Annotated in this window: 10 protein-coding genes; 6 read left to right on the top strand and 4 right to left on the bottom strand. The window is 53.7% G+C overall.

The genetic code is table 11. From position 1 onward, the window contains the following. On the top strand, positions 1–474 hold the full coding sequence (locus QWJ20_RS08865) for a helix-turn-helix domain-containing protein (protein ID WP_433992319.1): 474 nt from the start codon (positions 1–3) through the stop codon (positions 472–474). Here QWJ20_RS08865 and cas3 read toward each other — a convergent pair. After that, on the bottom strand, positions 464–3,181 hold the full coding sequence (gene cas3 / locus QWJ20_RS08870) for a CRISPR-associated helicase Cas3' (RefSeq protein ID WP_433992320.1): 2,718 nt from the start codon (positions 3,179–3,181) through the stop codon (positions 464–466). The genes QWJ20_RS08865 and cas3 overlap by 11 nt on opposite strands. Before the next feature lie 36 nt (positions 3,182–3,217). Further along, complete coding sequence (locus QWJ20_RS08875; protein ID WP_433992321.1) at positions 3,218–3,769, bottom strand: bactofilin family protein; 552 nt, start codon at positions 3,767–3,769, stop codon at positions 3,218–3,220. Positions 3,770–4,240: 471 nt separating this feature from the next. Between QWJ20_RS08875 and QWJ20_RS08880 the strand changes: the two genes are divergently transcribed. The 5 genes from QWJ20_RS08880 (at position 4,241) to QWJ20_RS08900 (ending at position 10,830) form a co-directional block, all read left to right on the top strand. Continuing rightward, entirely contained in the window at positions 4,241–5,164 is a 924-nt protein-coding gene (locus QWJ20_RS08880; protein WP_433992322.1) for an aminoimidazole riboside kinase, read from the top strand. A 199-nt stretch (positions 5,165–5,363) separates the two neighbouring features. Beyond that, positions 5,364–6,920, top strand: a complete 1,557-nt coding sequence (locus QWJ20_RS08885) for a carbohydrate porin (protein WP_433992323.1) — start codon at positions 5,364–5,366, stop codon at positions 6,918–6,920. 80 nt (positions 6,921–7,000) lie between these two features. Beyond that, the gene (locus QWJ20_RS08890; RefSeq protein WP_433992324.1) at positions 7,001–8,371 is read left to right on the top strand and encodes a sucrose-specific PTS transporter subunit IIBC; all 1,371 of its coding nucleotides are present in this window, start codon (positions 7,001–7,003) and stop codon (positions 8,369–8,371) included. Next, positions 8,371–9,780 carry a glycoside hydrolase family 32 protein gene (locus QWJ20_RS08895; RefSeq protein ID WP_433992325.1) on the top strand — a complete coding sequence of 470 codons (1,410 nt, stop codon included), beginning with the start codon at positions 8,371–8,373 and terminating at the stop codon, positions 9,778–9,780. Before QWJ20_RS08890 ends, QWJ20_RS08895 begins: the two co-directional genes overlap by 1 nt. A 30-nt stretch (positions 9,781–9,810) precedes the next feature. Beyond that, complete coding sequence (locus QWJ20_RS08900) at positions 9,811–10,830, top strand: substrate-binding domain-containing protein (protein ID WP_039313680.1); 1,020 nt, start codon at positions 9,811–9,813, stop codon at positions 10,828–10,830. A 125-nt stretch (positions 10,831–10,955) separates the two neighbouring features. Here QWJ20_RS08900 and exbD read toward each other — a convergent pair whose 3' ends face one another. Both exbD and exbB read right to left on the bottom strand, forming a co-directional pair. Continuing rightward, the gene (gene exbD / locus QWJ20_RS08905) at positions 10,956–11,381 is read right to left on the bottom strand and encodes a TonB system transport protein ExbD (RefSeq protein WP_095701354.1); all 426 of its coding nucleotides are present in this window, start codon (positions 11,379–11,381) and stop codon (positions 10,956–10,958) included. A 3-nt stretch (positions 11,382–11,384) separates the two neighbouring features. Beyond that, positions 11,385–12,395: a tol-pal system-associated acyl-CoA thioesterase gene (gene exbB, locus QWJ20_RS08910; protein WP_119889074.1), complete on the bottom strand. Its 1,011-nt coding sequence runs from the start codon at positions 12,393–12,395 to the stop codon at positions 11,385–11,387. Between the last annotated feature and the right edge of the window lie 438 nt (positions 12,396–12,833).

Consider the following 12,833-nt stretch of genomic DNA (forward strand, 5'->3'; position numbering starts at 1 on the left):
ATGCGAAATACATCTCTGGGTTCTAACAGTTCTGTAGGAATCAGTGGGCTCATCGAAAATTTACCTCTTCTGCTTCAGGAAGCCTCTGAGCAGCTTAACAGCCTGTCTGTTTTGCTCTCTGCCTGTATGGAACCTATTGAAGACGATAACGATCTTCAGGAAAGAATGGAGTGTATCAATCAACTTTACCTCTATTCTTCTGATGTCAATGATATTCCAGCCACTTTCGCAGAGCTAATCGCAGACAGAGTCTATGAATATGAAAAGAAAAATCGGGATGTGCCCCACGTCAGTCAGGCTGAAGCCTTAGCTTTTTTTATTGAAGAAAGAGGGCTGAAACAGTCAGATTTGAAGCAAATTGCAACGCAAAGCGTCATTTCCGACATTATTAACGGTAAGCGAACCATGACATTGCAGCAAGTTAAGGATTTTTCTCGCTATTTTAATGTGCCTATAGAGACATTTATCGACTGAGCATTAGCCCCACCCGCTCACTATAAAATGCGTGGGTTTCACCCCGATTCAGCAGCAGCACTTCGGCCTGTGGGCGGTGTAACCGCTGCCGAAACTGTTCCAGCATGTCACCTTCCAGTATCAGTAATCCGGTTTTACGCTTCTGCCACCAGCTTAACCGAACCTGCACGCGGCTCTGCTCCCAGGCGAAAGTTTCCGATGTGGCGTAAGGCTGCGGGAGTTCGCCGTCGTTTTCCGCTTTCCACGCCAAATACAGATCCTGTGTCTCTTCTCCCATGCGGGTAGAGATATCCACCGCATCGCTCCAGCCTGCTTCGCTGGATTGAGCACAATAACCGTGTACCAGCGCCAACGATGACTGACCCGCCACTGAACGCTGGCCATATCGTTCTCCCAGAACCTTGTTAGCTATCGCTTCCAAGGCCGGCGGCACCGCGATCTGTTCTTCATACACGCTGTTGATCAGCAGTCGCGCCGCTTCCGGCATTTTTATCGCACCGTGTTCACGTAATATCGCCTGCGTACGCCACAGCGCAGCATGATCGGGATAAACATAGCCGCTATTGTGCAGTTCATCGCCCAGCCAGTCAGCCTCCGCTTCCGGCTGCCAGACCGGTGCCATAATGTACAGCACTGCCGCCGGGCGCTCATCCTTCAGCGGCGCGGTGTCCGTCTCGGTTTTACGTCGCCCATCGAGCAACCGAATATGCCGCTGTAGCCGCCCCGCGCGTTGAATCAACAGATCGATAGGCGCGAGATCGCTAATCATGTTATCAACATCAATATCCAGCGACTGCTCGACAACCTGCGTAGCAATCAGCACCTTGCCAGCACGTTGCTCCGGCGTGCTGTCTTTGCCAAACCACGCCAGCGCCTGTTCCTCAATCGCCATACGATCGCAAAAGGCAAAACGGCTGTGGAACAGCAACATATTTTCCTCAGCAATACCCGCCTCAATGAGTTGACGATACACGGCGATGGCGTCATCCACCGTATTCCTAATCCAACAGATCGATTGCCCCGCTGCCACGGCAGTTTTCACACGTTCAATGCCCTGCAACCGTTCCGTCAACCAGCTAATCTTGACCTCGCGCCGTACTTCTGCCCGCGTTTCGAGCGCCGTTTCCCGTAGTCCTTCACGCGTTAACTGCGTCATCCACGGATAAGTCGCCCCGGGATCGGGCTGTGCGGCTTCACACGCTATCCCCTGCGCGAACGCCCACGCCAGCTTTTCCCGCAAATTAAGCGGCAACGTCGCGGTGAGGATAATCACGCTGCCCCCCTGCTGCGCATGAAAACCAATCAACAGCTCGATCAGCTTGCTCATGTAGGCGTCATACGCATGTACTTCATCCAGAATCAGCAGCTTGTTCTGTAGCCCCAACACCCGTAGCGACTGGTGGCGAAATGGCATCACCGCCATCAGCGCCTGATCGAGCGTACCCACGCCGATATCTGCCAGCAGCGCTTTCTTACGTGAGTCCGCAAACCAGATGTTACAGTCTTTGCTGGCAGCATTTTCTTCCTTGTCATACTGCGCCTGCCCCTGACTGTCGCCTTCCCACAGCGATTGCATAAAAGCTGATGACATATGCCGCGCCCCGTGCGCCAGCATCAGAGAAGGGTTGTGCTCTGGTGAATATAATGTGCGGTAGGCTTCGGCAAGCCGCAGGTACATCGCATTCGCCGTCGCCATTGTCGGCAGGCCGACATAAATACCGCTCGCTTTTTGCTGCGCCATCAGCCGATGCGCCAGTATCATTGCCGCTTCCGTTTTCCCCGCGCCAGTTACGTCTTCCAGAATGAAAAGCTGCGGCCCGTCAGCGGAGATATCAGCTTCCAACGCTTGCTGTTGCAGCGGCGTTGGCCGTTGAATAAACGGAAAGAGCTGTGGGATAGAATGAAAAGGGGCAGGAGACGGGGTTCGTGGCAAGCACGAGACAACCTTTTCTGCCGTCGGTAGCGCGTGTTCGTGCCAGTAGGTTTCAAGCGGCATCGGCGTGCTGCAATAACGGAAATCTTGCTGGCGTGAACCCAGCCAATCCGCCAGTACGGTCAACCCCGCCAGCGCCCAGCTTTGCTGTTTCAGCCTGTTTCGCCAGCCTTTATCAGCGAAACAGGCTGGGAACGTAGACACTTCGGGAAAGCACGTTTCCAGGTCATGCAGGTAATGTTCTACCGCCAGATAATCATCACGATGAAAAGCCAGGCTGCCTTTGCACGCCGCTGCTGGTTTGCCGTGGTGCCCGGTGACGATATTCAGCCAGATCCCCAGCGTATCTTTCACTACCGAAGTGGGCTTTTTCGTCCCGAAAGGAAATAAATTGGGAATGTCATCACGCATCGTCCATAGCCAGAAGCCCAGATCGTCATGCCTGTCCCTCCCAGACTGCCCCGAATGCGGGACTAACGGGGAATCAGGATTAGCATATTTGCCCTGAAAACCACGGGCAAACTTTCCGATATCGTGCCAGGCCAGAAAATACGCAAACCATGCGGCGACATCATCATCGCCAGATGCCAGTTCACGCAGCACATGGTTAGCCTGAAAATAGTTTCCCTTTAATAAGAAATAACCGCAGGCCGCCACATCCAAACCGTGATAAGGCAGAAGATGATAATCATCCCCCTCCAGCGCATCCGCCGATCTTTTTGCTTTTCCCCAATAGTGGAAATAGCGTCGGTCGATGATGTCTTCCTTGTCCATAGGTTTTACCTGTCAGAGTGACCTTTCCCGACGCTATCACGCCGTTGGCGTATTGCTCGCTAGCGCGACGACGTTCTCTTGCTCTGCGGGGGCTTTGCCAGGTTTCTCTTTTTTCTTTTCCACGTAGGTCAGTTTTTCTTGGTTCTGCGCTGGCGGGGTCAGCGGGTGGGATTGGCCAGTGAAGACGCCACCTTTTTCGATGGAGAGTTCATCGGTGAAAATATCGCCGAATACTTTTCCCTGCGCCAGAATGGCTACAACGCTGGCGGCTATACGTCCTTCTACGCGACCGTTGATGACGATCTGTTGCGATTTCATTTCGCCGTTGATCTGACCGGTGTGCTCCACTTTAATCGTGTTATCACACTGCACATCACCCTCTACCCGGCCTTCCACGGTAATGTTGCCATCCACGGCCAGAGAGCCCGTCATACGCGCGCCCTGAGAAATGAAGGTGTCTTTTTTCACGCGCACAGGGTTCACTGAATTAATCAACTCGTTCGATGGACTGATAGCGGGAGAGCTGTTTATTTCACTGCGCTCTTGCGGTTCTTTGGCGTCTTTTTTGTTTTTATCGAATGAAAACATCGTGTTATTCCTTTTAACAGTATAGAAAAATGCGATCGTGGCACTTGTGGCGAGTACAGCAGCCACTCCCTGACCATAATATCGAAGGGGAAATTCGCTATAAATATCAACAAGCCAGGCGATCACCAATAAAGCCCATATCGCCCATATTCCCCAAAGCAGGTTGTAATTACGCACCGGGACAAACCCGGAAAAAGGTGGGGTAATGCATATCCTTCTCCATTCGTCCTTTTTTGCGGCTTGATTTCCGGCTTAATTCAGCCACGCCCCATAGATATCGGATAACAGGCCCGTTTATTTAGTCCGATGACCGTGGCAACGTGATGACTATCGCATGAATTTTCGCCAACGCGATGTGGAAATGTGCGTTTTATTGATGTGGGTGTGTCTCTGTGGTGAAGAGTATTGCTTAGCTAAACCGATTCTTCTATTTTAGCAAACAGTCTAATAATCATTGATAAGAGTAACGTTATGGCAAACAGAATTTGGGTCATGGGCGACGCGGTTGTCGATCTCATCCCGGAAGATACGGAACGCTATCTGAAATGCCCTGGCGGCGCGCCTGCCAATGTTGCGGTCGGTATTGCCAGACTCGGGGGAAACAGCGCCTTTGTGGGTCGCGTCGGCGACGATGTTTTTGGCCATTTTCTAAAAACGGTGCTGGAACAGGAAAGCGTTGATACCCGCTATATGGCACACGACAGGCTCCATCGAACCTCAACCGTGGTCGTGAGCCTCGATGAAACAGGGGAACGCACCTTCACGTTCATGGTTCGCCCAAGCGCCGATCTGTTTTTACAGCCGCAAGACCTGCCAGTGTTCAGCCAGAGAGAGTGGCTGCATCTCTGTTCCATTGCACTTTCGCAGGAGCCCTCACGCAGTACCGCGTTTGCAGCTATGCAGCAGGTGAAAGCCGCACAGGGATGGATCAGCTTCGACCCGAATATCCGTGACGACCTCTGGCAAAGCGAGCAGGAACTGCGCGACTGTCTGACACAGGCGCTGATGCTGGCCGACGTGGTGAAGCTATCGCGTGAAGAACTGGCCTTTCTCTGTTCAACACCGGATGTTGAAGCGGGGATTCAGCAATTTATGCAGCGCTACCCTACCCAACTCTTGCTGGTGACGCTGGGCGGCGAAGGCGTCTGGCTGCACGATCGCCACCAGCTACGGCACTTTGCCGCACCATCGGTGACGCCCGTCGATACCACTGGCGCGGGGGATGCCTTCGTCGCCGGTTTGCTGCACGGCCTGGCGCAGTATGACGATCTGTCACAGCCGCAGAGCTGGGACCCGATTATCGAGCAGGCGCAGCAGTGCGGAGCACTGGCCACCACGGCAAAAGGCGCGATGACCGCACTCCCCTACGCTCAGCAGTTGCACGCACGCCCTTAGCCAAGCGCTAATCCCCTCGTTTGATACGGTTACCGCCCGGTTTTGTAGTCAGGATCACAGTTACAGAATCGGGTAAGTGAAATTTCTTGCTAACCCTTCTTTTGGCTTTTATTTTCCTCATGAAAAACCGGTTTAGCAATTTAGCTAAACACGAGAAATCCAAAAAACAATAAATCTCCTTCACGACGAGAACGAAAAAATGAAGCCAAGCCACCTTGCTGTGACGATAGGATTATTACTTTCCTCCCCGTTTTATGTTTCCGCTGCCAACACCGACAGTATTGAAGCCCGTCTGAACGCCATGGAACAGCGTTTGCAACAGGCAGAAGCCCGCGCTCAGGCCGCCGAAGCCAGAGCCAATGCCGCTGAAAAACAAACCCAGCAGTTAGCGACCCGCACGACCCAAACCGAACAGAAAACCCAGCAGGTGGAACAGCGTACAACGGCGCTGGCCAAGCAGAAGTCGTTCGCTGATGGATTTGAATTCCACGGCTACGCGCGTTCTGGCCTGTCGATCAATGATTCTGCCACCAGTGCCAAAACCGATATCGGGCCGGGCATGTCCCCTGCGGGTCAAACTGGCGGACATATTGGCCGTTTAGGCAATGAAGACGACACCTACGTTGAGATCAAACTGGAGCACAGACAGAAGCTGGATAACGGCGCAACCACCCGCTTCAAGGTGATGATGGCGGACGGTCAGCGCAGCTATAACGATTGGACGGCGGCCACCAGCGACCTGAATATCCGTGAAGCGTTCGTCGAGCTGGGTTCACTGCCAACCTTCACCGGTGCCTTTAAGGACACTACGCTGTGGGCAGGTAAACGTTTCGATCGCGATAACTTCGATATTCACTGGCTGGACAGCGACGTGGTCTTCCTCGCGGGCACCGGCGGCGGGATCTATGACGTGAAATGGGCGGATAGCGCCAAGAGTAACTTCTCGCTGTATGGCCGCAGCCTCGGCGAAATTACCTCGCTGGATAACGACATCAAAAACTACGTCTTCACTGCTAATAACTACGTCGGGCCATTCCAGTTCATGCTGAGTGGATTAAGCGCTAAAAATAACGACGTAGAACAAGCCAGAGCAAGCGACATCCAAAACGCCAATGCACGAAATACATCAACCTGGATCAGTAACCCTAATGCGGGTGACAAAGGCTATCACGCGATGGTGGCTTACCACGGCGACAGCTTCTACGGCTTGCGCGACGGGACATCGAAAACCGCGATCCTTTACGGTCACGGACTGGGCGGCGAAGTGAAGAACATCGGCGCCGATGGCAACCTGACCAACGATGCCAACACCTGGCGCTTTGCGACCTACGGCACAACGGCGCTGAACAAGACCTGGAGCTTCGCGCCGTCCATTCTGGCGCAAACCAGCAAAGACCGTTACGTCAGCGGGGATAGCTACGAATGGGTGACGTTTAATGCGCGCCTGATTCAGGAAATCACCGAAAACTTTGCACTGGCCTATGAAGGCAGCTATCAATACATGGACCTCGATCCGCGCGGTTATCGGAGCCTGAATCAGGTTAGCGGCGGCTTCTACAAGCTGACCTTCGCACCAACGTTCAAGGTCGGCGATATCGGTAACTTCTTTAGCCGCCCTGAACTGCGCGTGTTTGCCAGCTACATGGACTGGGATAAACGACTGGATAACTACTCCAGTGAAGACACGTTTGGCTCCACCGGCTTTAAAGCAGGCGGCGAATGGAACTTCGGTATCCAGATGGAAACCTGGTTCTGATAATTGTCTGACCTTGGCGTCGATTACGCGCTAATCGACGCCAAAGAAACAGCATATCCTATTGAAAGAAGAGGAATAACATGGATATCAACGCTACTGCCGCCGCGCTCATCCCCCTTCTCGGCGGGAAAGAGAACATCGCCAGTGCAGCCCACTGTGCGACTCGCCTGCGTCTGGTGCTGAATGATGACAGTCTGGCCGACAAGAAAGCGATCGAGAACGTCGATGGCGTTAAGGGCTGCTTCCAGAATGCCGGACAAATGCAGATCATTTTCGGCACAGGGTTGGTTAACAAGGTGTACGCCGAATTCATCAAAGCGGCAGGCATCAGTGAATCGAGTAAATCCGAAGCCGCCTCTATTGCCGCGAAAAAGCTGAACCCGCTGCAACGTCTGGCGCGTCTATTATCGAACATCTTCGTCCCTATCATGCCGGCGATTATCGCGTCCGGTCTGCTGATGGGGCTGCTGGGCATGATCAAGACCTACGGCTGGGTCGATTCCAGTAGCGCGATCTTCGTGATGCTGGATATGTTCAGCTCCGCAGCATTTATTATCCTACCTGTTCTGATCGGCTTTACCGCCGCGCGGGAATTCGGCGGCAACCCTTATCTGGGCGCGACACTGGGCGGTATCCTGACGCATCCAGCATTGACCAACGCCTGGGGCGTCGCCAGTGGTTTCCAGACCATGCACTTCTTCGGTATGGACATCGCCATGATCGGCTATCAGGGCACCGTGTTTCCGGTTCTGCTGGCTGTCTGGTTCATGAGCATCGTGGAAAAACGCCTGCGTAAGATCGTACCGGACGCGCTGGACATCATCGTCACACCGTTCCTGACTGTCATCATTTCCGGCTTTGTTGCCATGCTGCTCATCGGCCCGGCCGGACGCGCGCTGGGCGATGGCATTTCTTTGGTTCTCAGCACATTGGTTGCTCATGCTGGCTGGCTGGCCGGTTTGCTGTTCGGCGGCCTCTACTCCGTTATCGTGATCACTGGCGTTCATCACAGCTTCCATGCCATTGAAGCCGGACTGCTTGGCAACCCGAATATCGGCGTCAACTTCCTGCTGCCGATTTGGGCGATGGCGAACGTGGCACAAGGCGGCGCGTGTCTGGCGGTATACTTCAAAACGCGTGATGCCAAAACCCGAGCGATAGCCGTTCCCGCCGGGCTTTCCTGTCTGTTAGGCATCACAGAGGCAGCGATATTTGGTATCAACCTGCGCTTCATTAAACCGTTCCTGGCGGCGCTGGCAGGCGGTGCGCTCGGTGGCGCATGGGTGGTCTTCAATCACGTCAATATGACGGCCGTCGGGCTGACCGGTTTTCCGGGACTGGCGATTGTGCAAGGGGGCTCAATGCTTAACTACCTGATTGGGATGTTAATTGCGTTCGGTGCTGCCTTTACCATTTCCTTACTGCTGAAATATAAAACGGATAGCGAATAATGAAGGAAGTCCACTTACTAAAGCGCATGGCGCACGCCCTGATGTCAGGCCATTCACGGAAACAGGAAGATCCGTATCGCCCGGAATGGCATCTGTCTCCGAACGTTGGTCTGCTCAACGATCCGAACGGATTTATTCATCACAACGGGCGTTACCATCTGTTTTATCAGTGGAATCCTTTAGCCTGTGCCCACGGAGCGAAATTCTGGGGGCACTGGAGTTCCGCCGATCTGGTGAATTGGACGCATGAACCCGTCGCGCTGGTACCGAGCGAAAGCTATGAAAGTCACGGCTGCTACTCTGGTTCTGCCGTGGTGGATCATGGCGCGATCACGCTGATTTACACAGGTAACGTCAAATACGATGACGGCTCACGCACCGCGTTTCAGTGCCTCGCCCGTGAGAATCCTAACGGTGAATATGACAAGCTGGGAGCGGTTCTGACGCTCCCCGACGGCTACACCGGCCACGTTCGCGATCCCAAAGTGTGGCGCCATGACGACCACTGGTACATGGTGCTCGGCGCACAGGATCTCGATCTGCAAGGTAAAGTGCTGCTCTACCGTTCCGCCGATCTGCTGGCATGGGAAAAGATCGGCGAGATCGCCGGTTCCCGTTTGGGCGGGCTAGGTGATTTTGGCTATATGTGGGAGTGCCCAGACCTGTTCCCGTTGGATGGCAAAGACGTACTGATTTGCTGCCCACAGGGCGTTCCCGCCGAAGAAGAACGCTATCTGAATACCTTTCAGGCTGGCTATTTTATTGGCTCACTCAATTACGAAAACGGCGCTTATCCGCATCAGGATTTCCACGAACTGGATCTCGGCTTCGAGTTTTACGCTCCACAAACCACGCTGAGTGAAGACGGGCGACGCCTGCTGTTCGGCTGGATGTCGATTCCTGACGACAATGAATTTTTTGAACCGACGATCGAACACGGCTGGATCCATACCATGACCTGCCCGCGTGAACTCACGCTGCATGACGATCGCGTTTATCAACGTCCCGCGCGCGAGTTGCAGCAACTGCGCGGACTGCATTACACCTGGCAGGGTGCCGCAGACTACGCCTCTCCGCTTGACGCTAGCAGCGCGGAAATCCTCATCACCGTGCAGGGGGAATTCCAGCTCAACCTCGCTTCCCAGTTGGTTCTCTGTTGGGACGGTGAACGCGTCACGCTGAGCCGACGCAACCGTCGCACCGGCGAGCCCGAGCATCGCTACTGGCGCGGCGACCTGAGCCAATTGCAGATCCTGTGCGATCGCTCCAGCGTTGAAATTTTTATCAACGACGGCGAAGCCGTGATGTCTGCACGCCATTTCCCGGAAAGCGAGGCAGTCATCACGTTCAGCGGCTCTGGGCAATTAACGCTACAGCACTGGCTGTTAGCGCCATGCGTGATAGAATAACTTCCCTTTTTTCTGATAGCAGACCTCGCGGTGAAACCGACTAAACGCATAACAATCAGTGACATCGCCGCGCTGGCCGGTGTATCAAAATCCACCGCCAGTCTGGTACTTAACGGGCGCAGCAAAGAGTTTCGCGTTTCTGATGAAACCCGCGATCGCATTTTAGCCGTCGCGCACGAGCAACGTTATCAGCCCAGCATTCACGCACGTTCGCTGCGTTCCTCACGTAGCAACACGCTGGGGCTGGTGGTGCCGGAAATGACCAACTACGGTTTTGCCGTGATTTCCCGCGAGCTGGAAATGTTGTGCCGTGAAGCAGGGCTACAGCTGCTGATTGCCTGCACCGATGAAAATGCCAGTCAGGAGATGATGGCAGTCAACAGTCTGGTGCAGCGTCAGGTCGATGGCCTGATTGTCGCTTCCAGCCTGTTAAGCGATGTCGAATATCAGAAAATTAATCAGCAGTTGCCCGTCGTACAGTTTGACCGAGTGATTGGTGATTCCACGCTGCCGATGGTGATTTCCGAAGCGGTAGAATCCACGGCGGAAATGGTCGAACGTATCGCTCGCCAGCATCGTGATGAATTCTATTTCCTTGGCGGCCAGCCGCGAATCTCCCCAACTCGCCACCGTCTGGAAGGCTTCCAGCTTGGACTGACGCGCGCAGGTATCGACTGCAAGCCAGAGTGGATTATTCACGGCAGCTATCACCCTAGCGCGGGTTATGAAATGTTTGCTCAGCTATGTGCAACGCTGGGTCGTCCGCCAAAAGCGCTGTTTGTTGCCGCCTGTGGCCTGATGGAAGGCGTGCTGCGCTATATGAACCAGCATAACCTGATGGAAAGCGGCATTCGACTGTGCTGCTTTGACGATCACTATCTGTTTGATTGCTTACCGCTGAAGATCGATACCGTGGCGCAGGATTGTGAAAATCTGGCGCGCAGCAGCTTTGAGATGGTGACCAGCCTGATTGCACAACAGCCGCTTGAAGAAGATCGACGCTATATCCCGACGCGTATTCACTGGCGTCATCCTGATTCGCGGGCGTAGGCCAACGCCCAAGCGCTTGCCATCATCCAGACATAAACCTGTAGACGTAAACCTGTAGATATAAAAAAAGGAATGCGGTTTGGATTTTCACCCCGCATTCCTTCTTGAAACACAACCCTCTGCCGTTATTTAGCGGCAGCGGTTTCCGCACCAACCAGGCCGACCTTGAGGTAGCCCGCTTTACGCAGTGAATCCATCACGCTCATGATGGTTTCATAATCGACGCTTTTATCAGCCTGAAAGAAGATGGTCGTTTCTTTGTTGGCACTGGTTTTCGCATCCAGCACCTGCGCTAGCGACTGCTCGCTAACCACCTCTTCACCCAGGAACATTTGCTTATCCGCTTTTACCGTCAGATAGAGCGGTTTTTCCGGTCGCGGCTGAGGTACCGCCGATGAAGCTGGCAGATCGACACGAATGTCTACCGTTGCCAGCGGGGCCGCCACCATGAAGATAATCAGCAGAACCAGCATGACGTCAATGAACGGCGTGACGTTAATGTCATGCATTTCACCGTCATCACTCACGTCCTCCTTCAAATGCATCGCCATGACTTAACCCACCCGCAGTTTATGCGCTGCTGAAGACGCCCGGTTATCGTTGCTGGCAGCCACGTCGAGATCGCGACTTTGCAGCAGCAGCACTTGTGCAGCCACATCGCCGACCATCGCTTTGTAGCCAGCAATCGAACGAGCAAAGACGTTATAGATGACCACCGCAGGAATCGCAGCAACCAGACCGATTGCCGTTGCCAGCAGGGCTTCGGCGATCCCCGGCGCAACGACTGCCAGGTTAGTGGTTTGCGTCTGCGCGATACCGATGAAGCTGTTCATGATGCCCCATACCGTACCGAACAGCCCCACGAACGGAGCAACCGCGCCGACCGTCGCCAGATAGCCGTTACCACGCCCCATGTGACGCCCGGTAGCCGCTACGCGACGTTCCAGACGAAACGCGGTGCGTTCTTTAATTCCGTTGTTGTCATCAGAACGTGCGGAAAGCTCCAGTTCGTTCTGCGCATCGACCAGCAGTTGCTGTGCAACGCTGCCGGCTTTGAACGCCTCTGCGGTTTCCAGCGCGTCGTCCAGCGTTTTCGCCTCTTCCAACGCCAGATACTCACGGCGCAGGCGACGTTTCGCGCCAGACATCTCAACGCTTTTACTAAAGAAGATCGCCCAGGTAATCACGGAGGCCAGCAGCAAACCGATCATCACCGTTTTCACCACGGCATCGGCGTGCTGGTACATACCCCAGACGGACAAATCGGTTTTCATCAGGTTATTGGTGCCCGGTGCCGCACTGGCAGGCAGCGAGAGTGCTGATGCCGGAGCCTGTGCATCGGTCGTCACAGGAGCGGAAGGCGACGCAGCAGCAGGCTGAGCGGCTGGTGCTGCATTCTCTGTCGATAACGGTGCCGTTGCTGGAGCCGCAAACGCATTTCCACTTAGTCCCGCCGTACACAGCAGGATAACCAGCACGCTACGGGAAAATGCGCTGAACGCGCCACGTTTTTTTTGCCAGGTTGATAACACCTGTTGAGTTGTATTACTGACAGCCGTCTTCACGCTGTGCCTCCACCATTCGTTCTGTACAATCATCTGTTCTGTACAATCATCTGTTCTGTACAATATCCGCACATATTCGCAGGTATAATGCCGCAATAACGCAGCCTGAAATGATACCAAACCCTGAACGAATTGATAGTCGTTCTCATTATTATTTACATCAGATAACGCACTTTCCTTGCGTTTTGACAGGATTTCAGAGGGTATTGCTCGCACATCGGCAGGAAAAGCATAAGAACGACAAGAAAAGTAGCATTCAGGAATATATCAGGCAGGGGATCCCCACTAAAAAACGGTGCGATAGCCAAGATTTTTATGATCGGCTTTTGTGATCAACATTAAGTTATCACACCATTTCATGATGGCTGGCGATAAGTTTACCGAAATAAATAGATACATATGCACATAATAAGATAAATAAAAACACCAAGTTACGTA

Origin of the sequence: Pectobacterium sp. S5, from assembly GCF_051707265.1 — a bacterium.
GTDB classification, from domain to species: Bacteria; Pseudomonadota; Gammaproteobacteria; order Enterobacterales; family Enterobacteriaceae; genus Pectobacterium; species Pectobacterium polare.